Genomic DNA, 26001 nt, shown 5'->3' with positions numbered 1-26001 from the left:
ATTTACGGCTCTGTTTTTTTATTATTTATTTTCTATAAAATGCTGAAAGACATTGGAAATAAGGGTTTTTATAGATTAATCAGAAACACTTGACATTATCACTAATTAGTGATATAATCATTTTATAAAGTGAATAGAGAAATAATTTTTTTGAAAGTATATCACTAATTAGTAATAAATTGGAGATGATTTAGATGTTAAGAAGATTACCGATAGAAAAAATGGGAGAATCTAATTTAGGATGGTTAAGAAGCAAATTTCACTTTTCATTTGCTGAATATTATAATGAGAAAAATATAAATTTTGGTGTATTAAGAGTGATAAATGACGACTATATAGCTCCGGGGACTGGATTTCCTACACATCCACACAGAGATATGGAAATAATATCATATGTAATAGAAGGAAAACTTACTCATAAAGACAGTATGGGAAATGAATCTACACTTGAAAGAGGAGAAGTACAATATATGAGTGCGGGAACAGGTGTTACACATTCAGAATATAATAAACATGCAGAAGATTTGAGGATTTTGCAGATATGGGTTCTTCCTGACAGAAAAGGACACACACCTAATTACGGAGAATATAAATTTAAATATGACGACAGAATGGGGAAATGGCTTCATTTTGTATCGCCAAAAGATGGGGATGCGCCAATAAAAGTCAATCAGGATGTTAATTTTTATGTAACTGAGATCGAAGCAGGGAAAGAAGCTGAGTTCGAAGTGAAAGAAGGGCGTCAGGCTTATATAGTGCAGATAGAAGGGAAATCAGAGATAAATTCTGTTGCTATGAATCCAAGAGATGGAATGGAAAGTATTGGTGAAAGTCTGAAAATACTTTCAAAAGAAAAATCACATATTCTTGTGATCGAAATGAAAGAAAGAGAAGATTTGAAATAAAGATACAGAAAAGAGGTATAAGATGGAAATGAGAAATATAATAACTGAAATAAATCGTTATACAAGTATATCAAGAGAAAGAGAATTAACAAATACAGAAAAAAATGAAAGAAGCACATATAGAAAACTTTATTTGAAAAAATTCAGGGAAAATTTTAGAAACCACCTTGATAATATAAAAGTAGTATATGTAGATGAAAATGGAAATGAAATAAATCCGCACTAAAAACTACACCGGAATAAATTTTAAAATATTCCGGTGTTTATTTTTTTAATATATGGTAAAATAAAAATAGATTAGTTGAAAAAATAATATAAAACCATTAATTTTACAAAAATTATAGGTCTGACATATTTGGATACGTAAAATAAAATATGGTTTAATTATAACGAGAGAGTTCAGATTAATAAGATTCGATTTTTTCTGTCAGGTTTTTTGGAAAAATATACAACAGATAATTATAAAAATGTAATTCCAGTGAAAATATTTTCAGTATAAAATAATGCATATTATGCTGTCATGAGAACCGCAGCATCAGTCTATCGCATAAATCTGGAAAGATTTTCATGAATTAATATGGTATACATAGAGTAGAAAGAATCTAAAAAAATTTGAGGTGAGAAACTTGATTTACACATTGACAACTAATCCAGCGATAGATATGAACATAAATACAAAAACTTTGAAACCCTCATATGTTAACAGAACAGACGAAGTAGGCTATACGCCTAACGGAAAAGGAATAAATGTTTCGTTTGTACTGGGACATTACGGGATTGAAAGTAAAATTTTAGGTTTTTTTGGCGGATTTTCCGGACATTACATCGTAGATGAGATAAAGAAGAGAAACTTTGTAATCGAGCCTGTATGGATAGATGACGAAATTACAAGAATCAATATTTTTATCAACAGTAACGGTGAAGAGTATAAACTTGTCAATAAAGGAGGTAATGTAAATTCTGAGAAACAGCAGGAACTTTTGAAATTAATAGAATCAAAAGAGGATTGTACGCATTTATCAATAAGCGGAAGCCTTCCTGCAGGAATCGAGGAATCATATTATCACGAAATATTGAAGATTTGTAAGGAAAAAGGTATAGAAATTATTCTGGACATAAGTTCAAAAGAATTGAAGGAGCTTTTGAAATATGAGCCTTTACTTATAAAGCCGAATGATGATGAAATAAAAGAAGTATTCGGCATGGAAATAACAGATGAAAACAGCGTAAAGGAAGTAATGAAACATCTTCACGGACTCGGGGCGAAAAATGTTCTTATGACAATGGGAGCAAAAGGTCTTTATTTCTCAAACAAAGAAAAAATATGGTTCTGTGACGCGCCAAAAATCACACTTTTAAGTTCGGCATGTTCAGGTGATTCGTGTTTAGCGGCTTTTTTAAGCGAATGGCTGATGGGGAAAGACATCGAATATGCATTAAAAAAAGCTTCTGCTACAGGAGCAAATGTTGCCGAATCTATGGCAATCGGAGATTTGAAAAAAGTAGACAAATACATTGAAAGTTTAAATATCAAGGAGGTAAAATAGTATGGGAAAAATTCTAGCAGTAACAGGATGCCCGACAGGGATAGCACATACTTTTATGGCTGAAGAAGCATTGAAAAAGGCAGCCGCTGAATTAGGGGTAGACATTAAGGTAGAAACAAACGGAGCAGTGGGAGTAGCAAACGAGCTCACAGAAGAAGAGATCAGAGATGCAGTGGGAATTATAGTAGCTTCTGATAAAGATGCAAGAACTTATAGATTTGCAGGGAAAAGAGTAATAGAGGTTCCGGTTGCGGATGGTATACGTAGACCAAAAGAACTTATCGAACAGATGCTTGCAGGCGGAGGAACAGTAAAAGCCGGAGGAGCTGTGAAAGCAGAAGCTTCAAATGCAGGATCAGGACAGGAATCAGTAGGAAGAGTAATTTATAAGCACCTTATGAGCGGTGTTTCAAATATGCTGCCGTTCGTAGTAGCAGGTGGAGTTTTAATAGCAGTATCATTTTTATGGGGAATCTTTTCAGCAGACCCTAACAGTGAGCAGTATAATAAAATAGCAGCAGCACTTATGAAAATAGGAGGAACTTCATTTTCTATGATGGTTCCGGTATTCGCGGCATTTATAGCATCGTCTATTTCGAGCAGACCGGGAATGGTAGCAGGATTCGTAGGAGGACTTCTGGCAAATGAAACAGGAGCCGGGTTTCTTGGCGGTATCATAGCAGGTTTCTTCGCAGGATATTTAGTATTGTATCTTGTAAAGGCATTATCAGGATTACCAAGACAGTTTGAAGGATTAAAATCAATTTTCATTCTTCCGATATTAGGTGTACTGTTAACAGGAGCATTAATGCTTTTTCTCGGAGGACCGGTAGCAGCTATTAATAAATCAATGATGGATTTTCTGGCTAATCTTCAGTCAGCTAACCCGATCTTACTTGGAATAGTAATTGGATGTATGTCGGCATTTGACTTTGGAGGGCCGGTTAATAAAGCAGCATATGTAACAGGGACAATCCTGCTTGGGCAAGGAAACTACTACTTTATGGCAGGGGTATCAGCAGCATGTATTACACCGCCGTTAGTAATAGCACTAGCAACAACAATTTTCAGAAACAGATTTACTGAGGATGAAAAAGCAGCAGGATTAGTTAACTATGTATTAGGAGCTACACATATAACAGAGGGTGCAATACCGTTTGCAGCAGAAAGACCGCTTGTAAATATACCAATACTTATGATGGCATCTTCTATATCAGCAGTATTATCTTATCTGATGAAAATACAAGTACCTGCACCGCACGGAGGATTCTTAATACTTCCAATAGTAACAAGAGGATATTTATGGGTAATTGCAATTTTAATAGGATCATTAATAGGAGCAATAGTATACGGATTATCAAGAAAACCTATACCAGCAGGAGCAAAAGAAACAGTATAAATATTATTATAACCAAATTACACGCAGGAAATTTTTAGAATAGATAATATATTTAATTACAGAACAGGAGAAAAGAATGTTAATATCTGGAAAACTGGGATTAAGAAATGCACTGGAAAACGGTTATGCTTTACCGGCCTTTAATTATACAAACCTTGAAGGGATAAAGGCTATAATAGAAGCAGCCGAGGAGATGAACTCACCGGTAATAATTCAGGTGACACAGGGTGCAATAGATTATGCGGGATTCGAATACCTGAGAGATCTGGGAACAGGAGCCGCTGCAAGAAGTAAAGTACCGGTAGTGTTACATCTGGATCATGGAAAAGATTATAACTATCTGTTAAAAGCTTTCAGATACGGTTGGACATCGCTTATGATGGATGCTTCACACGAAAGTTTTGAGAAAAATGTAGAAATAGTAAAAGAAGTAGTGAAAATGGCCTCTCCGCTGGACGTGGCAGTAGAAGCCGAGCTTGGAGTAATAGGCGGAAAAGAAGACGATCTGGAAGTAGACGAAGCGATTTATACAGAAGTAAACGAGGCAATAGAATTCGCAAAGCTGTCAAACTGTGATTCACTGGCTATTGCTGTAGGTACTGCACATGGTATCTACAAGGGTGAAGTAAAGATAAATTATGACAGAATAGAAGAGATAAAAAAAGCTTCTGGTATTCCGTTGGTTTTACACGGTTCATCGGGTGTACCTGATGAAATGGTAACTAAGGCAGTAAAAAGCGGTATCAACAAAGTAAACTTTGATACAGAATTAAAGCTTGCCAATCTTGCAGCATTAAATAAATTCCTGACAGAAAATCCGGGAGTATATGATGTAAGAAAAATCTATAAGCCGTGTATAAATGCTATGAAAGAAGTAGTAAAATCTAAAATAAGAGCCTGCGGTTCAGAAAATAAATCATGGATTTAAGGAGTGGACTAAATTGGATTTAATGGACTTAATTGATAAAAGATGTATAAAACTCGAAGTAGAAGCTAAAAATAAAGCTGATCTGTTTGATGAAATGATAGGGTTATTATACGATGCAGATAAAATTAAGAGTAAAGAAGGATTTAAAGAAGGAATTTTACATAGAGAGGCACAGAGTTCCACTGGTCTGGGATTCGAACTTGCAATACCTCATGCGAAATCAAAAGAAGTAAAAGTGCCGTCAATAGCAATAGGGTTTTCCAAAGAAGGAATGGATTATGAATCAATGGACGGGGAACCTGTAAAACTTATATTTATGATTGCAGCACCTGAAGACGGAGGCGATCTTCACGTTATGCTTCTTGCAGAGCTTGCTAAAATGCTGATATATGAAGATTTCAGAGAACAGCTGCTAAATGCCGGGAGTGCTGATGAAGTCATGGATATAATTAGAGACAAGGCAAAGAAACTATAAAATATTGAGTAATTTTTGGGATGAAAAAGTGTCTGTTTGAAAGAGCAGGCATTTTTTATTTTTAAGTTTTTGATTCACTTTGTTAATAGTTTTGCTGTAAAAAATTAATGGTGTATGTTATAATTAGGAGTAGATGAAATAGCGGTTTATGGTTTGAAATTTTTATGTGATATAGGAGGAAAAACATGATCGATAAATTTGGAAAAGTGATGATTTATGTTAATGATACCAAAACAGCTGCTGATTTCTGGACTGATAAAATGGGGTTCAGTAAAGTCAAGGTTGATACATATGAGGCAGGAGTTCTTTCAGTTGAGCTGGCTCCCAATGATACATCTGATGCAAGCATTGTTTTATTTGACAGAAATGTTGTGGAAAAAATGTCTCCGGAGATAAATCTCGGGACACCGTCTATTCTGTTTTCCAGTTATGGTATCAGGGATATGCGGGACAGGCTTATCGGTAACGGTGTAAATGTCGGGGATATTATAGAAATGGGCGGAGTGCTTACATTTAATTTTTCCGACTATGAGGGTAACTACTTTGCAGTAGGGGAAATAAAAAAAGATTAGATAATTTATTTATATTATAGAAATTCATTAGACAGCGTCTGGAAAGATCCCGGCGCTTTTTTTGTATTTTGAAAATATTTATATAAAGTAAAAAACTAATGAGGAATAATTTTTATTTTACGGCAGATATTATAAATTTAGCATAGATTCTGTATAAATAAGGATTTGTTATAAAATTATAAAAAATACTCAAAAAACTTGATTTATATTAATAAAAAGGATAAAATAAGATAGAACGATCTAAATTATTTTAAGGAGGAATTTATGTTAGAAAATAACGACTTTACAATAGAAGATATCAGAAAGGTAGCAAAGAGGGGCAAATTCTTGAATACAGTATTAATAGTGGTAACATTGATCTATTTCGTATCAAGCTGGGTGATAAACGGGATGTCCATGTTTAATGATCCTACGACTATTTTAATAATATTCAGCGCCGTATCTACGATTCTAGCTATAATAATACTTATTTTTTCAATATTAACATTTGGGAAAATGAGATTTTTGAAAATAGAAGGCGGAGGTCAGCTTCTGGCTTCGAGCATTATATTCACAATATTTGCACTTACTGGATTTTTACTGGGGATTGTGATATTAATACTATCTGGAATATCAATAAGAAAAATTAAGGAATCTTTGGAGATATTGGAAATAGAGAACGGCGGGAAATATTAAGGCAAAGAACAGCGGAAACCCGGAAACGGGAAATGCCGGAAAAAATGATAAAGACAAAGGAGTTTGGGAGGAATAATGTTTAACAAAATATTTCCGGAGCAGGTATCCGGAGAAACAGAGATACTGCAAAGTATAGAGCATGTCGAAACTGCGATTAATAAAATCGGAGAAGGGCATTATGTAAAAAAAGAAAATGGTGTGATTACCATAATACCTAAAGGAGCGCTAAACGTATTAGGTATGACACATCCTATAAGAAATTACAAAAAAGTAATATTTGAACCGGTAAAAACAGGTGATTATTCTACAAAGCTGAAATATACAGTGTTTCGTAAGCTGGCAAAAGCATCAACTGTTATTTATATTATATTTCTGCTTTTGGATGTAGCGCTTATTGCCGGAACAATATACACAACAATTACTTTCAGCGAGCTGGCACCGCTTTTATTTGCGGCAACAGCGGGGTGGGTTCTTATATCAGGCTGTGCATTTATATTTGATTATTTTATGCTGTTATCAAAAGGTGCAGTTTTGAGAGGTTTTAAGAAGAATATTCTGAGAAGGCTCGCAGCTTTGTGTGAAGCAAGCGCAAGAGCCTGGCAGTAGTACAGGATGGTGGATTTTTTGAAAGAGAAAAATAAAGTGCTGACAGCTGCCAAAAGGAAAGCGTTAAGAAATGTTATTTTTGGAATTATATATAATGTAATTTTATTTATGATTATAAAATTAGTTCTTAACAGTGAGTATGGAGATTATGGAAATGCAATGATGATTTTAATATTTTCTTCTGTTTTATTTATAATATCATTGGCTTTTTTCATTATTTGGTTTTGGGAAAAAATGGGGAATTTTTATGTTATTTTGAAAGAGGAAAGAATTCCAAAAGCTTCATTTCTGGGAATAAGTTCAGCTTTTATGTTTATTCCCGGATTTAGCATTATTTCTGTAATCTGTGCTTTGATTTTTTTGATTTAGGTTAGATGATTTATGAGTCCTGAGGTTTCCGGTGATTTGTTCATATGGAAATTTTCGGGATTTTTTTGTATGATTATAAGGAGTATGGGAGAAAAGTCGCGTCTGTCGATCTCTGGTAAGGTGTAAACTGATGGAGATCGACAATCCTTTATTTTATAAGGGATTTAATGTATTTTTGGCTAAAAGATGACATGTTTTTGTCGAGTTTGATTCAGACGAAAAAAAGTGGTCGACAGAAATGTTTATTTAGAGTATAATAAATAAAAGATTTTTGACAAGATGGGTATTAATATAACTATCCTAGAATGTAAATTCTCCTACTTTGATTTTTTATTTTTAATCTGTTATAGTATTAATATAACTATCCTAGAATGTAAATATTTCTTTCAAATCATACATTATAGACATACTCACAGTATTAATATAACTATCCTAAAATGTAAATGTACTATGTGCGATCTCATGAAGTACTGTATGGTAAGTATTAATGTAACTATCCTAGAATGCAAATCGAAGTCCCCAAAACTCTACGAAATTTAAATCGCTGTATTAATATAACTAAAAAAAGGACACCGTACGGTATCCTTCAATAAATATCCCTAAATAGTAAGCTTTTTCCCATATCTAAGATCTTTTCTCAAATCCTGAATTTTCTTATCCATTTCCTCTAATTCCAGAAATATTTCCTTTTCATCATCACTGGTCTCAATAACATTTTTAATCCCGCCGTTATTAATAACAATCCTTTTATTTCCCATAAGAGCAAGTAAAGGGTCATGAGTAGCCATAAGTACGATTTTTTCTTCGCCTACAAGCAGTTCAAGCGCCTTTTTTCTGTCAATCCCTGCATTTTCTATCTCATCTATAAGAACAATAGGAGAAGAACTCAAAATCGCAGTATCAGATATCATAAGAGCACGTGACTGACCGCCGCTAAGACTGGTAACAGGAGTATCAAGGGTAAATTTTTCACCTGCAAGATTATTGGCATTTTCAATAATTCTGTTTATTATTTCCTCTTTATTTTCAACCATTCTGCTGGCAGCATGAAGCTCAAGAAATTCATAGACACTTAAATCCATGATAAAATTCATATTCTGAGACAGCTGTGCCACCATTTTATTTCCCGATGACAGCCTGTGTGAAGTGTCCACATCTTCGTCATTAATAAGTATATGCCTTTTGGTAGGAGTGTCACCCTGCGCTGTCCATTCTATATCAGCAAGAAGTCTGCTTTTTCCGCTTCCTGTAGGACCTACAATACACAAAATTTCCCCTTTCAAAATTTCAAGTTTTTCAAAATTCTCTTTATTCCCGCTTTTATCAGTTCCCGGAAGAAGAGTAAGCTTTTCTATGTTATTTTCTTTCAGTCCGAGAATCTCTGACATTTGATCCACATAATTAGTGATAAGGTCGCTGATTTGTTTCTTAGTAAGAGCCCTGTCTTCCAGATCAAATTCATTTATTTTATCCAAAGCCTCTCTGAGAGAAACTGTTTTATCCGACATATTAATAAGATTTTCCTCAAAAGTTTCTTCCAAAAAAGGGTATTCTTTTAGTAATTCATTAATTGTTTTATTTATTAACTTATTATTTTCCATTATTTATCACCCAAGTCGATTTTTCTGATATTTCCCATTTGATGTTCCGCACCTATACGTGTCTCCCCGAGACAGTATGAACATGTAGCGGAAGGCATTGGGAATCTTAATTTTTTTCCTTCAAGCGTTTCTAGATTTTCATTTTCTTTATATATTATAGTAGAGAATTCATAAGCACCCTGACCTGTAAGTCCGTTTACGTGCATAACCACAGCATTTGGATTAACTGAATTTACTCTTGAAGCAAAAACTTCCCTTTCAGCCTGTGAAACTATATCTCCTTTTGTAATAACCACAATATCTGCTGTTTTCAGCATAGGACCGATTTTCTTCGGGGTGTTTATTCCGCTCAGATTGTCTATAACACAGACTGCTTTTATATTTTGTATATAAGGCGAACATCTGTTACATAATCCGGCACTTTCTGTGATAAGTACATCGAGATTTTCTTTTAGTCCCCATTGAACAACCTCTTCGATATTACTTACAAAGTAATGGTCAGGACACAGCGAACCTGAAAGTCCTTTTTTCACAGGAACTCCCGCCTTTTCATAAAGTTTGTCATCATCAGTATAGAGACAGTCAAATTTTACCACACCAACTTTCAGATTTCTAAGTTTCAGATTTTCTATAGTTTTTATTATAAGGGCTGTTTTTCCTGATGAAGGCGGCCCGGATACAGTAATTAAGTTCATTTTATACCTCCTGAGTATTTTCGGTTAATATTTTCGTACAGTTGTCAAGTATCTGATCTATGTCATTTTCATATAAATAGTCCCATCCCGCCCAGAGAAATTTTTTGTCCTTGATGTTATTTTCCACATCAGGATGCACACTTGGAAAATATCCCTGCTTTGAGAGTATTTCACCTGTTTTTTTACTTGAAAGAAAGTTCACTGTTTTATCAAGATGAACACTTTTACGATTTTTGATCAGCATAAATATAGGTGAAACTATAGCACCGTCTTTCGGCCAGTTTACAAACATTTCCGATTTTTCCGGCAGCATTTTTGTGAAGAAATACGGTGTTATTGTAATTGCCGGCTTGTTTACTTTCAGTTTATCAGCTTTAATCATTTGTGAAGGATGAAGATTATCAAGAAAATTATTTTTCAGTTTTTTAATTCCATCATAGCCGAATCTGCTGTGCAGTGTAATAAGCGCTGCATTATAAAGATCAAGGTCTCCCATAGGAATGCTGATGCTTTTTTCAAATTCAGGTTTTAGTATATCTTCCCATGTTTTGGGACATTTTCTTCCTTTCAGTTCTGCGGGATTAACCAGCATAACAGCAGGCACCACACCAACCATGGCATAATTACCATATGGATCTTTCAGATCTGTATTATCAAATATTTTATTATATTTTTCAAGTCCTGTTTTATCTTTAAATGCAGATTCTTTTTTTATCCTGTTTTTCAGATTCTGACTGAAAAACAGTTCAAAACCTGTGGAAATAAATATATCAGGTATCTCAGAAATATTATCTTTTTTTATAAGTTCTTCCATCCATCCTGAACCTGACGAAGCAGATTTCAAATCATAATTTAGTTTTATTTCCGGATTATCAGAATCAAATTCTTTGAAAGCTTCCAGAAGCGGAAGTCTTACAGGACAGGGCAGCAATCCTGAAACATCAGTTCCCCCTGCTTTATATTCCCGTGTTTCTGCGGTAATATCTGCATCATATGTATCAAAAGATGAATTCAGAGTATCCAGCAGTATTTCCAGATTTATCTTTTTAGTTTTGGCAGCCATCTCAAGTGTTAATTTATTTAAAAGGGCTGATTTGGAATTTTCATCAAACCCGCTTATGTTTTTTGACTTAAAAATATTTACCGAAGAAGGATATTTTGATACTATTTCGCCGAGTGTCATATCTTTTTTTATCATAATATTACCTGCTTTCTATTTTATATAAATATATTACACAAATTTTTAAGAAAAAAACGTAACATTAGTTACATTTGATTATAAAATTTTATGAATAAACGCTGAAAAGCTTAATTTATTTATTAAATAACGCATAATAAGAAAGTTGCTATTTTATGGGAATGTGTGGTATAATCACTATAAATCAAGAAGAAAGGGAGTAAGTAATTCTTAAATTCTTTGCATCAGCATAGTTATAGTGTAATGTCCCATTCACAATCAGTCAGACAATACTGTCTAATTGTAAATGAAACAGTGCATTAGAGTATTTAAGTGTTATTTGCTTCTCTTCTTGGTTTTAAATTTATAAACAGGAGGAATAATATGTTTAATGAAAAATCCTATGAACTGAAAATAGGAGAAAAAACGGTAAAAATAAGCAGCGGAAAAATAGCAAGACAGGCAAGCGGAGCAGTTGTAGTAGAGTGCGGAAAAACAGTGCTTTTGGTAACAGCTACAAGAAGTAAGGCAGTAAGAGAAGGGACAGACTTTTTCCCTTTGACAGTGGACTATATAGAAAAGTTTTATGCTTCTGGTAAGTTTCCCGGAGGTTTTATAAAGAGAGAATCAAGACCTTCTACAGGGGAAGTGCTTATAGCAAGACTAATTGACAGACCTATAAGACCTTTATTTCCCGAAGGATTTTTCTACGGAGTTCATATAGTAATAACTGTAATCTCTTATGATGAAGTAAATCTTCCGGAAAATCTGGCTACACTTGGGGTATCAGCAGCATTGTCAATATCGGATATACCTTTTGCAGGGCCGGTAGGCGGAGTAACTGTGGGATATATAGAAGGAGAATATGTACTGAATCCTACACCTGAACAGCTGGAAATAAGTGATATCGAACTGTCGGTAGCAGGTACTGCTGATGCGGTAACTATGGTCGAGGCAGGTGCAAACGAAATTTCAGAAGAAATCATGCTGGAAGCAATTATGTTCGGACACGGAAAAATAAAAGAGATGTGTGCAGAGCAGGAAAAATTCATAAGCCAGTTTGAAGTAAGCAAAATGGAATTTGAAATAGCGGAAGTAAATCCTGAAGTAAAAAGATTCATTGATGAAAAAGCTACTGAAGAACTTGGTGCAGCTATAGAGAAACATGGTAAGCAGGAAAGAGACGATGCTATAGATGCATTAGAAGAAAGACTTATTGAAGAGTTCGCTACATTATATGAAAACAACGAAATACCTGCTGAAATAGAAATAGAATTCAAAAATTACTATCATGATCTGATGAAAAAAATGGTCAGAGAATCAATTTTATATAAAAAGAACAGACCAGACGGAAGAAATACAGAAGAAATAAGACCAATAGATGTAGAGATAGATACACTGCCTATACCGCATGGTTCTGCACTGTTTACAAGAGGGGAAACACAGGCGCTGGTAACAGTAACACTGGGAAGCAGAGAGAATGAGCAGATAGTAGACGGAATGGAAGAAGAATCAAGAAAGAAATTTTTCCTTCACTATAATTTCCCTCCTTATTCGGTAGGTGAAGCAGGATTTATGAGAGCACCGGGAAGAAGAGAACTGGGACATGGGAGTCTTGCTGAAAGAGCATTAAAATATATGATACCTAAACAGGATGATTTTCCTTATACTATAAGAGTAGTTTCTGAAATCACAGAATCTAACGGATCATCTTCTCAGGCAAGTATATGCGGAGGTTCGCTTGCATTAATGGCAGCAGGTGTGCCGATGAAGAGTTCTGTAGCGGGAATAGCAATGGGACTTATAAAAGAAGGGGAAGAATTCGTAGTTCTTACTGATATTCAGGGACTTGAAGACCACCTTGGAGATATGGATTTTAAAGTAGCTGGAACTAAAGGCGGAATAACAGCCCTTCAGATGGATATAAAGATAACAGGTATAACTAGAGAAATAATGGAAATTGCACTAAAACAAGCTTTTGACGGAAGAATGTTCATACTTGATAAAATGAATGCAGTTATTCCTGAACCAAGAAAAGAAGTTTCTGAAAATGCACCAAAAATTCACTTTATGAGAATAGACCCAAGCAAAATTGCTATATTGATAGGTCCTGGAGGAAAAACAATAAAATCAATTATTGATCAGACAGGAGCAACAATAGATATAGAAGATGACGGAAGTGTAGCTATCTTCGTTAAAGAGAAAGCCAGCCTTGATAAAACAATCGAGCTTGTAAAATCTTATACACAAAGTGTAGAACTAAATGCAGTTTACACGGGAAAAGTAATAAAACTTGCTAAATTCGGAGCTTTTGTAGAGGTACTTCCAGGTAAAGAAGGACTGCTTCATATTTCTGAAATAAAGAAAGAAAGAGTAAATAAAGTGGAAGATGTTCTGAAAGAAGGACAAATCATAAAAGTAAAAGTTATTGGAATGGAAGATGAGAATAAATTTAACTTAAGTATGAAAGCTTTAGAAAATGAAAAAGTAGGAGATAATGATGAATCTGCCAAATAAATTAGCAGTTTTGAGAATAATATTGGTGATTCCTTTTGTTTTTATCCTTAGTTTTGGATTGAGAATAGAGGGAGTAGGAGGTTTTATATTAAGAATACTGGCTTTTTGGATTTTTGTAGGAGCATCAATTACAGATTTCTTAGACGGCTACATAGCCAGAAGAGATAATCTGGTAACAAATCTGGGGAAACTTCTGGATCCCCTTGCAGATAAGATTTTAGTACTTTCCGCACTTGTGGTATTTACTAAGAATGATCAGCTTTCAGTATGGTTCGTTTTGTTGATTCTGTTCAGAGAACTTGGGATAACAGGTTTGAGATCAATAGCAGCAGCAGAAGGAAAAGTAATTGCAGCTGAAACTCTGGGGAAATGGAAAACAGTTTCGCAGATAATCGCAATACTTATAATAATATTGTTCCCTTTGGGAAATGTGTTCGGGACTTTTATAATGCTTATTCCACTTGCACTGACTCTTATGTCAGGGTATGAGTATTATGTGAACTGTAAAGATATACTGAATAAGTAGGAAGGTATTAATTATGTTTTTTATAGGAAATATTTTGTTAAAAGTAATAGATATTTATCAGATTATTATATTAGCTTCCGTGGTATTATCATGGATAGACAGATATGGTGAAATGAGTGTAACAAAGTTTATAAGGCAGTTAACTGATCCTTATTTAAATAAACTAAAGGTAGTAGTCCCTGTGGGTGGAATGTATTTTGATCTTTCACCGATTATAGGAATATTACTTCTTAATGTGATCAGAGGAATTGTTGTTAAAATATTTTTTGGCTTTTAAAAATGAATTGATAATAGAGGGTTTGGAATTAAATAATAGTTAGTTCCGCCCTTTTTTATTATAAATTACAGTTTCTTATATTTTGAAAATAAAGTTTGATAATAAAATTTAAAATGATTTATTTTGATATTTATAGAGTGATTGTTTATACTTGAAAGATATAAGTATTTTGAAATTAGCAGTCAATAATTACATTGTATATAACCCGAATAAAATTTCAGGGAAAATTTTTCATATTTTAGAGATTTCATATAAGCTGCTTTGAATGTGAAAAAATACATTGAAGAAGAAAAAATTATGTTGTATAATAAAAACAACAAAATATAGGAGTAAATTTTTATGAAGATAATAGATGAACTTCAGAAATTCGGCCTGACAAAAATAGAAGCGCAGGTATACTATGAGCTTTTGAAAAATCCTGATTCCAACGGTTCTCAGATATCAAAGAAAATAGATACACCGCGTACGTCTGTTTATATGGCACTGGAAAAACTGTATTCACTGGGTTTTATTTATCTTATTCCCAGCCTTAATGAAAGAAAGAACTATATGGCGGCTGATCCGGATAAGCTGGTAATGAAATTAAAGAATGAATATATCAGAAGTGCGGAATTTCTTGAAGATGAGCTTTTGAAAATACACATAAAAAGTGATAACGAACAGTTTATTAATCTCAGGGGTGAAGAAAATATCCTTGATAAAATAAAAGAAATGCTGAATGATTCAGAAAAAGAAATATACATGAATACCAATATTAATCTTGCAGTATTCGAAACAGAACTTGAAAACTTTCTGAATAAAGGCGGAAGAGTTATTTTATTCAGCTTTGAAAAGCATAAATTGACTGATTCACGAATAGAAGCATACAGCAAAACCGAAAATTATATCAGTGATCCGAATAAAAGGCTGATGCTTGTCTCTGATATGAAAGAGGTAATAATAGGAAGTTCTGATGCAACGCATGGTTTTACCGGGACATATACAAGAAACCCACTTCTGGTAAATATAGCAGCGGAACATATTCATAATGACATTTATTTATATAAATTAGAAACAAAGTTCGGAAAAGATTTTTGGGAAGATATAAAAATAAGAACTTTAAATGAGGAGAAATAGGAGGAATTAATATGATAGTTGATAATGAAAGTTTGAAACACACTGAATCAAGGTTAAGACAACAATTCGGACTGACCTTGGAGGAAGCAAAGGAATATTTGAAAGTAAGTATAGAGAGAAAGATAAGAAGACAATTTGGTAAAACGATAAAAGAGGCGGAACCTCATGAAATATATTATGCATTGTCAAGAACAATCCTGGATTACAGTATAGAAAACTGGTATAACACAACAAGAAAATACAATGAAAAACAAGTGAAGCAGGTTTATTATTTTTCGGCGGAATTCCTTATGGGAAGATATCTTGGAAATAATATGATAAATTTGCAGATATATGATGAGATAAAAGAAGTTTTGAAAGACTTGAATATTGATATAAATATAATAGAAGACAGCGAGCCTGACCCGGGACTGGGGAACGGCGGACTGGGAAGACTTGCGGCATGTTTTCTCGATTCACTGGCAACACTGAAAATGCCGGGACACGGTTATGGTATAAGATATAAGTACGGAATGTTCCAGCAAAAGATAGAAAACGGTTACCAGATGGAGTACCCGGATGACTGGCTGAAATACGGCGATCCGTGGTCTATAAAAAGACTGGACAGAGTGTATGATATTAAGTTCGGCGGAGAAGTGGAAGTACATAAGGATGAAATAGGTAAAGAATATTATAAAAGAGTAAATACAGAGACTATTAATGCAATAGCCTATGATGCGCCGATACTGGGATATGGTACAGATACGGTAAATACTCTGAGACTGTGGGAAGCAAAGTCGCCTCAGGGATTTGACCTTCAGCTTTTTAATGATCAGAAGTATTTGGAAGCCAGTGCCGAAGCAGTAAAAGCAGAAGATTTATCAAGAGTTCTGTATCCTAATGATACAGAGAGAAGCGGAAAAGAACTAAGGTTAAAGCAGCAGTATTTCTTTGTATCAGCTTCATTACAGGATATAGTAAGAAAATATAAAGAAAAATATGGGAATGTATTTTCAGGATTTGCAGATAAAATAGCTATTCAGCTGAATGATACACATCCTGTGGTAGCAATACCGGAACTAATGAGAATTTTTCTTGACAGTGAAAAGCTCAGCTGGGTGGAAGCATGGGAAATATGCCAGAAAGTGTTTTCATATACGAATCACACAGTTCTTGCAGAAGCTTTGGAAAAGTGGGATATTAATATATTCAGTTCGCTTCTTCCAAGGGTATATCAGATAATTGAAGAAATAAACAGAAGATTTATGGCGGAAATAAGCAAAAAGTATCCTGAAGACTGGGCGAAACAGCAGAGAATGTCAATAATAGGAAACGGTGAAGTAAGAATGGCATGGCTTGCAATAGTGGGGACACATGCAATAAACGGAGTCGCGGCAATTCACACAGAGATTTTGAAACATCAGACACTAAAGGACTGGTATGAACTCTATCCTGAAAAATTCCAGAATAAAACAAACGGAATAACGCAGAGAAGATGGCTTCTAAAAGCTAATCCCGAGCTGGCAGGATACATTACTTCACTAATAGGCAACAAATGGATAACAGACTTGTCAGAACTGAAAAAACTGGAACAATATATAGAAGATGACAGTGTACTGAATAAACTGCTTGAAATAAAGCATAAGAAAAAAGAAGATCTGGCAAAATATATAAAAGAAAATAATAATATAGAAGTAAACATAGATTCTATATTTGATGTGCAGATAAAAAGACTGCATGAATATAAAAGACAGCTTTTGAATGTATTCCATATTATGGATCTTTATAATAAAATAAAAGAAAATCCTTTACTGGAAATGGTACCGAGAACATTTATTTTCGGTGCTAAGGCTGCTCCGGGATACAGAAGGGCAAAATCAATAATAAAACTGATAAATGCAGTGGCGGAAAAGGTAAATAACGATCCTGAAATAAATGATAAGATTAAGGTTATTTTTATAGAAGATTACAAAGTATCACTGGCAGAAAAAATAATTCCTGCGTCAGAAGTATCAGAACAGATTTCTACAGCCGGGAAAGAAGCATCAGGAACTGGAAATATGAAGCTTATGCTGAACGGAGCTATGACACTTGGTACACTTGACGGGGCAAATATAGAAATAGTAGAAGAAGCAGGCGTAGACAATAACTTTATATTCGGACTGAAAGCTGATGAAGTGGAAAGACTGAATCTTTACGGAAAATCTAACCCGCTTGAGGAGTATCACGTGGTAGAAGGTCTGAAAAAAGTAATAGACCAGCTTGTTGACGGGACATATTACGATAACCACAGAGGTCTTTTCAAAGAACTGCATGCTTCACTGCTGAATGGAGTGGAGGGAGGCAAGCCTGACCAGTACTATGTGCTGAAAGACTTTGCTGCATACAGATCTACACAGAACAGACTTCAAAATACGTATAAAGACAAGAGAAAATGGGCTCAAATGATGCTTATGAATATAGCGAACTCAGGTAAATTCAGCTCTGACAGAACTATAAAAGAATACGCAAAAGATATTTGGAATATCAGCACATTTGAATAAAATTTTTATAAAAAAATAACAAGATATAGTGCAAATTGAAAACGACATATACTAGATATAGTGAAATGTCGTTTTTTTTTATTTAAATTACAAAAAAAAGCTTGCAAAAATTCCTAAATAAAGGTATAGTTGTTATGTGGGAGAAAGTGGTAAGAAGTGGTAAAAAGTGGAAGAAGATTTGAAAATAGGTGAGTTGCTATGTTTATGGGAGAATTTACCTGCAAGATAGATGATAAAGGCAGGTTTATGTTGCCAGCTAAATTCAGGGAGATATTACAAAATGATGAATTCGTTATTACAAGAGGTCTGGATAATTCAATAGACCTTTTTCCAAGCAGCGAATGGGTTAATATCGAGAATGAACTGAGAAAGCTGAAGAGAACAGACAGCAAGCACAGAGCATATCAGAGATTCGTGTTATCAGCGGCCACTAAACTTACAGTAGACAACCAGGGTAGAGTGAATCTGCCGAATTCACTGGTAGAGCATGCCAAAATAAATAAAACTCTCATAGTAACAGGCATGGTAGATAAAATAGAAATATGGGCAGAAGAAATATGGAAAGAATACATTGAGAAAACAGAAGCATCTATAGAAGATATAGTTGATGAAATAAATTTTGATTTTTAGGAGTAAATTGTGGATTATCATAAGCCGGTTTTATTTGACGAAGTAATTGAGAATATAATTACCAATAAGGAAGGTGTATATTTAGACTGTACACTAGGAGGAGCAGGACATACTCAGGGGATTTTGGAAAATACTTCGGAAGGAGCAGTGGTAATTGCTATAGATCAGGATGATGATGCAATAGAATTTGCCGAGAAAAAGTTGGAAGACTACAAAGGACGTATAAAAATATTTAAAGATAATTTCAGAAATCTGGATACAGTTCTTTATATGGCAGGATATGAAAAGGTGTCAGGGATTCTTATGGATATAGGAGTTTCATCATATCAGCTTGACGATCCTGAAAGAGGTTTTTCTTATAAATACGAAGCAAAGCTGGATATGCGTATGGATAAGAGCGCAAAAATAAGCGCATATGAAGTAATAAATGAATTTTCAGAACAAGAAATAGCAGACATATTATATAAATATGGTGAAGAGCCGAAAGCTAGAAGAATAGCTAAGAAAATAACGGAGCAGAGAAAAGCAAAAAAAATAGAAACAACGACGGAGTTAGCAGATATCGTGATAAGAGCAATTGGAAAGAGCATGAAGAGACATCCGGCCAAAAGAACTTTTCAGGCTGTGAGAATGTATGTGAATAAGGAATTGGAAGTGCTTGAGGAGGCATTGGAGAAAGCTGTAGAACATTTAGAGGATAAAGGGAGATTATTAGTAATAACTTTCCATTCTTTAGAAGACAGAATAGTTAAAAATAAGTTTAGAGATTTCGAGAAGCCATGTAAATGTCCACCAGATATACCTATTTGCGTTTGCGGTAAAGAAAGTTTAGGAAAGGTCATAACTAAAAAGCCAATTATTGCCGGTGAATTAGAGTTAAAAGAGAATTCTAGGGCACATTCTGCAAAGTTAAGGGTTTTTGAAAGGAGAGCATAATGGTAAGAAAAGAGAGAAAAATTGATGTTATAGATTTGCCTGTAGTCAAAAGAACCATAAAGCAATATGATAATTTTGAAACAGTGCGTAAGCAGCAAAGAAGAGCAAAAAGCAGAAATAGTGCTAAATTGTATATGAAAATATTATTCTATTCTGTGATTTTTATGAGTGTTTCGGCATTCAAAATGACGACACTATATGACGTAATGGACTTAACAATGAAATTACAGAAATTAAACGGTGAAATATATGAAACTGAATTAGTTATAGATGATTTGAATTATTCTTATGATTCAAAAGAAAATTTGAAAGAGGTAGAGAATCTGTCAAAAAAACTTGGTTTTGTAGATGACAGAGATATAAGATATGTTAGATTTAATTAGTGTGTTGGTAAATTCTTTAAACAATATAATATGAAATCTTTCTAACTAATATCTATTAGGAAAAAAGATTTTTTTTTATAAAAATTTTTTATATTAATTAGAGTGATAAAGTTATAAATAAGTCTATTTTTTAATTTAAACATATATGTATATTTTCATCTGTGTATAAAAATATTTGTTTATAATTTTTAAATTGCTGTAAATTATATTAAAAAATCTTGTATAAATGAGTTTTTTATTTTATACTATTGGTAAATATCTGAAAATATAAAAAGATATATGGTTAGGAGCTACAATGGATAATGATTTTATAAAAGCAGAAGTCTCTAAGATTTTTGACGAAACAGTAAAAATCAGAAGAGACATACATATGAATCCTGAACTCGGGTTTGAAGAAACAGAAACATCACAGAAAATAAAGAATATTCTTACAGAATGCGGTGTGGAAATACAGAGTGCCGCAGGAACCGGAATAGTGGGGATTTTGAAAAACGGTGACGGTATAGTGGCAGCAAGCAGGGCTGATATAGATGCACTTCCCATTTCAGAAGAAAATGAAGTGGAGTATAAATCTACAGTGGCAGGAAAAATGCACGCATGCGGTCATGATGTTCATACGGCAATACAGCTTGGTGCTGTGAGATTTTTCGCTGAAAACAAGGATAAATGGAAAGGAACAATAAAATTTATCTTTCAGCCTGCGGAGGAGACTACAGGAGGCGCTAAGCCTATGATAGAAGAAGGTGTCCTTGAGTATCCCAAAGTAGAATATATTTTCGGACTTCATACTGCACCAGAGATAGAAGTAGGAAAATTTGGGATAAAATACGGTAAAATGCATGCTTCTTCCGATATATTTGAAATAAAAATACATGGAGAGTCAGCGCACGGAGCTTTGCCGCAGAATGGCACAGATGCAATAGTAATAGCTTCACAGCTGATAAATTACATACAGACAATAGTTAGCCGTAATATAGACCCCAGAGAAGAGGCTGTTATTACAATAGGGAAGATTTCCGGCGGGAAGGCAGAGAATATAATTTGCGACCTTGTGGAGATGAAAGGAACAATAAGGACTCTTTCTCCTGAAGTCAGAAGTTATATACTTGATAAAATGCATAATAGTGTAGTAAAATTTGTAGAAACTCTGGGAGGAAGTGCTGAGGTATCTGTGAGAAACGGTTATGATTCTGTAATTAATAATGATGAAGTTACTGCAATGCTGGAAAATAACATAAAAGAGCTGTACGGCGAAGAAAGTATAGTGAAAATTGATAAACCAAGAATGGATGTAGAAGATTTCAGCTTTTTTCTGCAAAAGGCAAAAGGAGTTTTTTTCAGGCTTGGTGTGAGAAATGAAGAAAAAGGCATAATTTATGATCTTCATCATCCAAGATTCAATGTAGATGAGGAAAGTATAAGATATGGTATGGAACTGCAGATAAAAAATTTAATAAATATATTAGAAATGGGTGAATAATGGAAAAGGGCGATAAAATAATAATAAAAATAGAAAAACTGGTATTTGGCGGAGAAGGATTGGGATATTATGACGGATTTACATTTTTTGTTCCCATGTCAGTTCCCGGGGATGAAGTGGAAGCTGAGATTATTTCATTGAAAAAAGATTACGGACGTGCACTTATAACAAAAATTATAAAGCCGTCGGAAGACAGAACTACAGGAATAGATAAAATAAGCTTTGAAGATTTTCAGGGCTGTGATTACGCAATGATAAAGTATGATAAACAGCTGGAATATAAAAGCAGCATACTTTTGGAAACAGTGAAAAAAATAGGGAAGATAGACGGGGATATTGATTTCGAAGGTATCATAGGTGCAGATAATATAACTAATTACAGAAATAAAGTTTCCGAGCCTTTCGCGAAGAAAGACGGAAAGATAATAACAGGATTTTATCAGAAAAAATCTCATGACGTCTTTGAAGTGGAAAATAATATGCTTAGAAGCAAAATTGCCGATAAGGTGGTAAATGAACTGCTTAAACAGCTGAATGAAGGAGATTTTACCGTTTATAACGAAGTGAATAAGTCAGGGTTTTTGAGATACCTTCTTGTTAGAAATAATTCACATAATGAAGTGATGATAACAGTAGTAGTCAACAAAACTACACAGGTAAAGAAATTGAGTGCTGTATTAATCGGCCTTACAGAAAAGTTCAAAGAAATTGTGTCTGTTTATATATCGCTGAAAAATGATGATGGAAATTATGTTTTGGGGAATGATCATAAGCTGATTTACGGTTCTGAGTATCTTGAAGAAGAGATTGACGGGATAAAATTCAAAATATATCCTGATTCATTCTTTCAGATAAACAGTGAGCAGACAGTAAAGCTATATAATAAGGCAATGGAGTATCTGGGGGACTCTGATGATAAAAGAATAGTAGATGCATTTTCGGGAACAGGTACACTTGGGATGCTGGTTTCTAAAACAGCCAGAAAAGTATACTGTATAGAAAGCGTGGAAAGTTCTGTTATATCTGCTAAGCACACAGCTGCGGAAAATAATATAAAGAATGTAAGATTTAAAATAGGAAAAGTAGAGAATAAACTTCCGGAAATTTTGAAAAATACAAAAATGGACGGGATAATATTCGATCCGCCGAGAAAAGGGATAGATGAAAATACTTTGAAGAGTATAGGGAAGCACGGAATAGAGAGAATAGTTTATATTTCTTGTAATCCGTCTACTTTTGCGAGAGATGCAAAGATACTTACAGGGTTAGGGTATAAACTTGAAAAGCTTGCCGCTGTGGATATGTTTCCTCAGACTCATCATATTGAAGCGGTTGGGTTGTTTTTAAAAAAATAACAAATTAATAACTCCTTTTGTAAAAAAATGATAATACAGTATTTTTTATTATAAATACTATAAATTCATAAATTTTTCAAAGGGAGTTTTTTTAATGAAAACATTTTATATTTCCTTAATGTAAATTATTACTTGCTTTTAAACTCTTATTTTGGTATAAGTAACTAGAGAAAATTTATAAGTAAATTTTAGTTATATTTCAGCCAAAAAGCCCTCAAAGTATTGAAAATAAAGAGGCACATTAGGAAAAAATAAATCACATTTGTGAAATATGTATTTGTCATTCTGTTAAATAAGGAAAAAAACTGTAATTATCAGGACACAAATATTCCGGCAGTAAAATTAATCAGACCGGATGCAAGGAATAAATAAAAACGGAGAGTGAATATGAAAAAAAATGAGGACAGGCTTTTAGTAAAAATAGCACAAATGTACTACGAAGAAAATAAAACACAAAGCGAAATTTCCAAAATACTCGGAATTCACAGGACTAGCATTAGCCGTATGCTGAAAACAATCAGAGAAAAAAAAATAGTAAAAATTTTTATTAATTATGATTTTGGAGGGACTTTGAGTCTGGAAGAAGAACTGAAAAATGTATTCGGACTAAAAGACGCCGTAATAGTGCCGTCTACACCAAATCAGGATAAAAGAATAAAAGTGAGTCTTATTGGTGCAGCAGCAGCGGATTATATCGGAAAAATAGTAAAAGATGATGATTTGATAGGCGTTTCATGGGGAGAAGCTCTGGCAGAAACAGTAAGCGCCATGGAGAGAAAAGATCACAAAGGAGTGGTATGTATACCTCTGATAGGAGGTCCGTCGGGAAAACTTGCCAGTTCATTTCATGTGAATACTATCGCATATGAAATAGCTTCAAAACTGAACGGAAAATCCATGCTTATAGATTCACCGGCCATTCTCGAAAGTGAGGAAATAAAAAATGCACTTATGGAAACTGAATATAATCATGAACTTTCCGAGCTGTGGAAGAAGATAAACATAGCTGTGTGCGGGATAGGAAGCCCTCTGATAAGCAAACATTCAAACTGGCAGGGATTCTATGCGGATAATCTTCTGGAGTCTCTAAAAGGAAAACAGGTGGCAGGAGATATATTATCAAGATTTTATGATATAAACGGTAAGGTTTTGGATACTATTATTTCAAAAAAGATGATAAGCTCTGATCTGGAAAATTTGAAAAAAGCTGAGTATTCCATAGGAATAGCAGAGTCTTTGGACAAGGTCGCAGGTATTCTTGGTGCATTAAGAGGGAAATATATAAATGTGCTAGTAACAACAGAGGAGACAGCAGAAGCACTTTTGGAAATGAATAAAGAAGACTAGAAATAAAATAAGACTATGATTTTTCGTAGTCTTTTTTTTATACTTCTTGTTTTAATATCAAAAAATATAATCAAAATTAATCAAAAATTATTATTTGCTGTTTTGGTAGATTTTATGTGACTTCTTTGAGAACTTTTTTCTAAAAAGTATTTTTATAGGAAAAATGTTGTTGACTTTAAAAAAGTTTTTTCATATAATCAAGTTATCACAAATGTTAATTAAAAATCACAAAAGTGAGAAAGGAGAAATATGACTGAAAATTGGTTGAATTTAGAAGGAAGTGTAGTAATAGTAACAGGCGGATCTTCAGGAATAGGAGAGAGCATAGTAAATGAACTATTGGAATTGGGGGTTAATACAGTGAATGCGGATATTCATCCGGGAAAAACTGTACATGAAAATCTTTTATACATAAAAACAGATGTTTCTTCAAAATCAGATATAGAAAATCTGGTAGAAAAAGTCATGGAGAAATACGGGAAAATAGACGGTCTGGTAAATAATGCAGGAATAAATATTCCTAAACTTCTTGTGGATGCAGGAGATTCAGAATCAAAATATATGGCAGATGAAACGGCTTTTGACAAAATGACTTCAATAAATCAAAAAGGACTTTTTATGCTTAGTCAGGCAGCAGGAAAAGTGTTCGTAAATCAGAAACACGGTGTAATCGTGAATATGTCTTCTGAAAGCGGAGCCGAGGGGTCTGAAGGACAGAGTATATATGCAGCTTCAAAGGCAGCATTAAACAGTTATACGAGATCATGGGCAAAAGAGCTGGGGAAATATAATGTCCGTGTAGTGGGAGTAGCACCGGGAATAATGGAGGAAACAGGACTTCGAACTATTGAATATGAAACAGCACTGGCTTATACAAGGGGAATAACTGTGGAACAGCTGAGAGAAGGATACAGCAAGACAACTACAATACCATTGAACAGAAGCGGGAAATTAAGAGAAGTGGCAGATTTTGTATGTTATCTTTTATCAGAAAAAGCCAGCTATATTACTGGTGTTACATGTAATGTCGCAGGAGGAAAAACAAGAGGATAAGGAGAAAAATTATGATAGTTATCTTGGCAGGACATGGAAAAATCGGAACGGCTATGCTTGAATCCACACAAATGGTAATCGGTGAATGCAGTAACTTTTATTCCGTGGAGTTTCAAAAAGGGGAAGGGCCGGAAGATATTCTGGCAAAATATAACAAAATACTTGAGGGAAAAGAAAATGAGGAAGTTCTTATAGTAACAGACCTGTTCGGGGGAAGTCCGTATAATGCAGCAGCAGTATTGGCAATGAAAAATAACAGGGCAGAGGTACTTACAGGTTTATCACTTCCTCTTTGTGCAGAACTGGCTACAATGGATGCAGTAAGTGTTAACGAAGCATCAGCTTATCTGAAAGAAGCAGGAAAAGAATTTGTAAAATCATTCAGAGATCAAATCATAGAGGATGAGGAGGAATTATAAATGATTATTAATCTGGCAAGAATTGACGACAGACTTATTCACGGACAGGTAACTACAGTATGGTCAAAAGAAGCAAATGCAGGCAGAATTATAATTGTCAGCAAAGAAGTAGACAATGATGAAATTAGAAAAACCCTTGTGAGACAGGCAGCACCTCTGGGAATAAAAGTAAATGTAGTAGATGTAGAGAAGGCTGTAAGGGTCTTTAATAATCCTAAGTATGACGGCGACACTGTTTTTTACCTTTTTACCAATCCAAGCGAAGTTTTGGAACTCGTGGAAAGCGGTGTACCATTGAAAAAAATAAACATTGGGGGAATGTCATTTAAAAACGGGAAAACCCAGATTACAAAGGCAGTTTCAGTAAACGAAGAAGACGTGGCAGCATTTCGTAAATTAAAAGCTCTTGGAGTAGAACTGGATTTACGTGTAGTAATATCTGATCCGCCGGTTGATTTTGAAAAAAAATTAAGCGAACACTTTAATTAAGG

Annotated in this window: 27 protein-coding genes; 24 read left to right on the top strand and 3 right to left on the bottom strand. The window is 34.2% G+C overall.

All coding sequences use genetic code 11. The annotated features are described in order from the left end of the window. Positions 1 to 194: 194 nt before the first annotated feature. From NK213_RS00735 to NK213_RS00690, 10 genes are all read left to right on the top strand, one after another. Positions 195 to 905, top strand: coding sequence for a pirin family protein (locus NK213_RS00735; protein WP_253346017.1), 711 nt, complete (start codon positions 195 to 197; stop codon positions 903 to 905). Between the two features lie 22 nt (positions 906 to 927). Then, entirely contained in the window at positions 928 to 1131 is a 204-nt protein-coding gene (locus tag NK213_RS00730) for a DUF896 domain-containing protein (protein WP_253346016.1), read from the top strand. Positions 1132 to 1531: 400 nt separating this feature from the next. Next, the gene (pfkB, locus tag NK213_RS00725; RefSeq protein ID WP_253346015.1) at positions 1532 to 2452 is read left to right on the top strand and encodes a 1-phosphofructokinase; all 921 of its coding nucleotides are present in this window, start codon (positions 1532 to 1534) and stop codon (positions 2450 to 2452) included. 1 nt (position 2453) lies between these two features. Then, complete coding sequence (locus tag NK213_RS00720) at positions 2454 to 3851, top strand: PTS fructose transporter subunit IIC (RefSeq protein ID WP_253346014.1); 1398 nt, start codon at positions 2454 to 2456, stop codon at positions 3849 to 3851. Between the two features lie 76 nt (positions 3852 to 3927). Beyond that, a complete protein-coding gene (locus tag NK213_RS00715; RefSeq protein WP_253346013.1) occupies positions 3928 to 4779 on the top strand; it encodes a class II fructose-bisphosphate aldolase in 852 nt (283 codons plus the stop codon). Positions 4780 to 4801: 22 nt separating this feature from the next. After that, positions 4802 to 5254, top strand: a complete 453-nt coding sequence (locus NK213_RS00710; protein WP_253346072.1) for a PTS sugar transporter subunit IIA — start codon at positions 4802 to 4804, stop codon at positions 5252 to 5254. A 185-nt stretch (positions 5255 to 5439) separates the two neighbouring features. Continuing rightward, positions 5440 to 5826: a VOC family protein gene (locus NK213_RS00705; RefSeq protein WP_253346012.1), complete on the top strand. Its 387-nt coding sequence runs from the start codon at positions 5440 to 5442 to the stop codon at positions 5824 to 5826. A gap of 264 nt (positions 5827 to 6090) precedes the next feature. Beyond that, positions 6091 to 6501 carry a hypothetical protein gene (locus tag NK213_RS00700; RefSeq protein ID WP_253346011.1) on the top strand — a complete coding sequence of 137 codons (411 nt, stop codon included), beginning with the start codon at positions 6091 to 6093 and terminating at the stop codon, positions 6499 to 6501. A gap of 75 nt (positions 6502 to 6576) precedes the next feature. Continuing rightward, entirely contained in the window at positions 6577 to 7107 is a 531-nt protein-coding gene (locus NK213_RS00695; RefSeq protein ID WP_253346010.1) for a hypothetical protein, read from the top strand. A gap of 18 nt (positions 7108 to 7125) precedes the next feature. Continuing rightward, complete coding sequence (locus NK213_RS00690; RefSeq protein ID WP_253346009.1) at positions 7126 to 7476, top strand: hypothetical protein; 351 nt, start codon at positions 7126 to 7128, stop codon at positions 7474 to 7476. A gap of 599 nt (positions 7477 to 8075) precedes the next feature. Here NK213_RS00690 and NK213_RS00685 read toward each other — a convergent pair. The 3 genes from NK213_RS00685 to NK213_RS00675 all read right to left on the bottom strand — a co-directional run bounded on the left by NK213_RS00685 (position 8076) and on the right by NK213_RS00675 (position 10970). Then, positions 8076 to 8864, bottom strand: a complete 789-nt coding sequence (locus NK213_RS00685) for an ATP-binding cassette domain-containing protein (protein ID WP_371926341.1) — start codon at positions 8862 to 8864, stop codon at positions 8076 to 8078. 212 nt (positions 8865 to 9076) lie between these two features. Further along, on the bottom strand, positions 9077 to 9772 hold the full coding sequence (locus NK213_RS00680; protein ID WP_253346007.1) for a GTP-binding protein: 696 nt from the start codon (positions 9770 to 9772) through the stop codon (positions 9077 to 9079). 1 nt (position 9773) lies between these two features. Next, entirely contained in the window at positions 9774 to 10970 is a 1197-nt protein-coding gene (locus tag NK213_RS00675) for an ABC transporter substrate-binding protein (RefSeq protein ID WP_253346006.1), read from the bottom strand. 363 nt (positions 10971 to 11333) lie between these two features. On the opposite strand from NK213_RS00675, the gene pnp reads away from it, so the two are divergent. The 14 genes from pnp (at position 11334) to NK213_RS00605 (ending at position 25999) form a co-directional block, all read left to right on the top strand. Further along, on the top strand, positions 11334 to 13466 hold the full coding sequence (gene pnp, locus NK213_RS00670; RefSeq protein WP_253346005.1) for a polyribonucleotide nucleotidyltransferase: 2133 nt from the start codon (positions 11334 to 11336) through the stop codon (positions 13464 to 13466). Next, positions 13450 to 13992: a CDP-diacylglycerol--glycerol-3-phosphate 3-phosphatidyltransferase gene (gene pgsA / locus NK213_RS00665; protein WP_253346004.1), complete on the top strand. Its 543-nt coding sequence runs from the start codon at positions 13450 to 13452 to the stop codon at positions 13990 to 13992. Before pnp ends, pgsA begins: the two co-directional genes overlap by 17 nt. Positions 13993 to 14005: 13 nt before the next feature. Continuing rightward, on the top strand, positions 14006 to 14269 hold the full coding sequence (locus NK213_RS00660) for a YggT family protein (protein ID WP_253346003.1): 264 nt from the start codon (positions 14006 to 14008) through the stop codon (positions 14267 to 14269). A 339-nt stretch (positions 14270 to 14608) separates the two neighbouring features. After that, the gene (locus NK213_RS00655) at positions 14609 to 15385 is read left to right on the top strand and encodes a TrmB family transcriptional regulator (RefSeq protein WP_253346002.1); all 777 of its coding nucleotides are present in this window, start codon (positions 14609 to 14611) and stop codon (positions 15383 to 15385) included. A 77-nt stretch (positions 15386 to 15462) separates the two neighbouring features. Further along, a complete protein-coding gene (locus tag NK213_RS00650) occupies positions 15463 to 17907 on the top strand; it encodes a glycogen/starch/alpha-glucan phosphorylase (protein WP_371926340.1) in 2445 nt (814 codons plus the stop codon). A 198-nt stretch (positions 17908 to 18105) separates the two neighbouring features. Beyond that, positions 18106 to 18537, top strand: coding sequence for a division/cell wall cluster transcriptional repressor MraZ (mraZ, locus tag NK213_RS00645; protein ID WP_253346000.1), 432 nt, complete (start codon positions 18106 to 18108; stop codon positions 18535 to 18537). 9 nt (positions 18538 to 18546) lie between these two features. After that, positions 18547 to 19473: a 16S rRNA (cytosine(1402)-N(4))-methyltransferase RsmH gene (gene rsmH / locus NK213_RS00640; protein ID WP_253345999.1), complete on the top strand. Its 927-nt coding sequence runs from the start codon at positions 18547 to 18549 to the stop codon at positions 19471 to 19473. After that, positions 19473 to 19856: a hypothetical protein gene (locus NK213_RS00635; protein ID WP_253345998.1), complete on the top strand. Its 384-nt coding sequence runs from the start codon at positions 19473 to 19475 to the stop codon at positions 19854 to 19856. Before rsmH ends, NK213_RS00635 begins: the two co-directional genes overlap by 1 nt. A 295-nt stretch (positions 19857 to 20151) precedes the next feature. Continuing rightward, a complete protein-coding gene (locus tag NK213_RS00630) occupies positions 20152 to 21336 on the top strand; it encodes a M20 family metallopeptidase (protein ID WP_253345997.1) in 1185 nt (394 codons plus the stop codon). Continuing rightward, positions 21336 to 22691 carry a 23S rRNA (uracil(1939)-C(5))-methyltransferase RlmD gene (gene rlmD, locus NK213_RS00625; RefSeq protein ID WP_253345996.1) on the top strand — a complete coding sequence of 452 codons (1356 nt, stop codon included), beginning with the start codon at positions 21336 to 21338 and terminating at the stop codon, positions 22689 to 22691. Before NK213_RS00630 ends, rlmD begins: the two co-directional genes overlap by 1 nt. Positions 22692 to 23078: 387 nt before the next feature. After that, positions 23079 to 24038: a sugar-binding transcriptional regulator gene (locus tag NK213_RS00620; protein WP_253345995.1), complete on the top strand. Its 960-nt coding sequence runs from the start codon at positions 23079 to 23081 to the stop codon at positions 24036 to 24038. A 249-nt stretch (positions 24039 to 24287) separates the two neighbouring features. Then, a complete protein-coding gene (locus NK213_RS00615) occupies positions 24288 to 25091 on the top strand; it encodes an SDR family oxidoreductase (RefSeq protein ID WP_253345994.1) in 804 nt (267 codons plus the stop codon). An 11-nt stretch (positions 25092 to 25102) separates the two neighbouring features. After that, complete coding sequence (locus NK213_RS00610; RefSeq protein WP_253345993.1) at positions 25103 to 25510, top strand: PTS sugar transporter subunit IIA; 408 nt, start codon at positions 25103 to 25105, stop codon at positions 25508 to 25510. Next, the gene (locus tag NK213_RS00605) at positions 25511 to 25999 is read left to right on the top strand and encodes a mannose/fructose/sorbose PTS transporter subunit IIB (RefSeq protein ID WP_253345992.1); all 489 of its coding nucleotides are present in this window, start codon (positions 25511 to 25513) and stop codon (positions 25997 to 25999) included. The last annotated feature ends 2 nt before the right edge of the window (positions 26000 to 26001 follow it).

Source organism: Sebaldella sp. S0638 (assembly GCF_024158605.1).
In the GTDB taxonomy this organism is placed as follows: domain Bacteria; phylum Fusobacteriota; class Fusobacteriia; order Fusobacteriales; family Leptotrichiaceae; genus Sebaldella.
The sequence above is the reverse complement of the archived record's forward strand: the minus strand, read 5'-3'. Positions and strand labels throughout refer to the sequence as shown.

Coding starts and splice junctions, on each gene's coding strand:
- NK213_RS00735 (WP_253346017.1), top strand. CDS start 195: ATGTTAAGAAGATTACCGATAGAAAAAATGGGAGAATCTAATTTAGGA.
- NK213_RS00730 (WP_253346016.1), top strand. CDS start 928: ATGGAAATGAGAAATATAATAACTGAAATAAATCGTTATACAAGTATA.
- NK213_RS00720 (WP_253346014.1), top strand. CDS start 2,454: ATGGGAAAAATTCTAGCAGTAACAGGATGCCCGACAGGGATAGCACAT.
- NK213_RS00715 (WP_253346013.1), top strand. CDS start 3,928: ATGTTAATATCTGGAAAACTGGGATTAAGAAATGCACTGGAAAACGGT.
- NK213_RS00710 (WP_253346072.1), top strand. CDS start 4,802: ATGGACTTAATTGATAAAAGATGTATAAAACTCGAAGTAGAAGCTAAA.
- NK213_RS00705 (WP_253346012.1), top strand. CDS start 5,440: ATGATCGATAAATTTGGAAAAGTGATGATTTATGTTAATGATACCAAA.
- NK213_RS00700 (WP_253346011.1), top strand. CDS start 6,091: ATGTTAGAAAATAACGACTTTACAATAGAAGATATCAGAAAGGTAGCA.
- NK213_RS00695 (WP_253346010.1), top strand. CDS start 6,577: ATGTTTAACAAAATATTTCCGGAGCAGGTATCCGGAGAAACAGAGATA.
- NK213_RS00685 (WP_371926341.1), bottom strand. CDS start 8,864: ATGTCAGAGATTCTCGGACTGAAAGAAAATAACATAGAAAAGCTTACT.
- NK213_RS00680 (WP_253346007.1), bottom strand. CDS start 9,772: ATGAACTTAATTACTGTATCCGGGCCGCCTTCATCAGGAAAAACAGCC.
- NK213_RS00675 (WP_253346006.1), bottom strand. CDS start 10,970: ATGATAAAAAAAGATATGACACTCGGCGAAATAGTATCAAAATATCCT.
- pnp (WP_253346005.1), top strand. CDS start 11,334: ATGTTTAATGAAAAATCCTATGAACTGAAAATAGGAGAAAAAACGGTA.
- pgsA (WP_253346004.1), top strand. CDS start 13,450: ATGAATCTGCCAAATAAATTAGCAGTTTTGAGAATAATATTGGTGATT.
- NK213_RS00660 (WP_253346003.1), top strand. CDS start 14,006: ATGTTTTTTATAGGAAATATTTTGTTAAAAGTAATAGATATTTATCAG.
- NK213_RS00655 (WP_253346002.1), top strand. CDS start 14,609: ATGAAGATAATAGATGAACTTCAGAAATTCGGCCTGACAAAAATAGAA.
- mraZ (WP_253346000.1), top strand. CDS start 18,106: ATGTTTATGGGAGAATTTACCTGCAAGATAGATGATAAAGGCAGGTTT.
- NK213_RS00635 (WP_253345998.1), top strand. CDS start 19,473: ATGGTAAGAAAAGAGAGAAAAATTGATGTTATAGATTTGCCTGTAGTC.
- NK213_RS00630 (WP_253345997.1), top strand. CDS start 20,152: ATGGATAATGATTTTATAAAAGCAGAAGTCTCTAAGATTTTTGACGAA.
- rlmD (WP_253345996.1), top strand. CDS start 21,336: ATGGAAAAGGGCGATAAAATAATAATAAAAATAGAAAAACTGGTATTT.
- NK213_RS00620 (WP_253345995.1), top strand. CDS start 23,079: ATGAAAAAAAATGAGGACAGGCTTTTAGTAAAAATAGCACAAATGTAC.
- NK213_RS00615 (WP_253345994.1), top strand. CDS start 24,288: ATGACTGAAAATTGGTTGAATTTAGAAGGAAGTGTAGTAATAGTAACA.
- NK213_RS00610 (WP_253345993.1), top strand. CDS start 25,103: ATGATAGTTATCTTGGCAGGACATGGAAAAATCGGAACGGCTATGCTT.
- NK213_RS00605 (WP_253345992.1), top strand. CDS start 25,511: ATGATTATTAATCTGGCAAGAATTGACGACAGACTTATTCACGGACAG.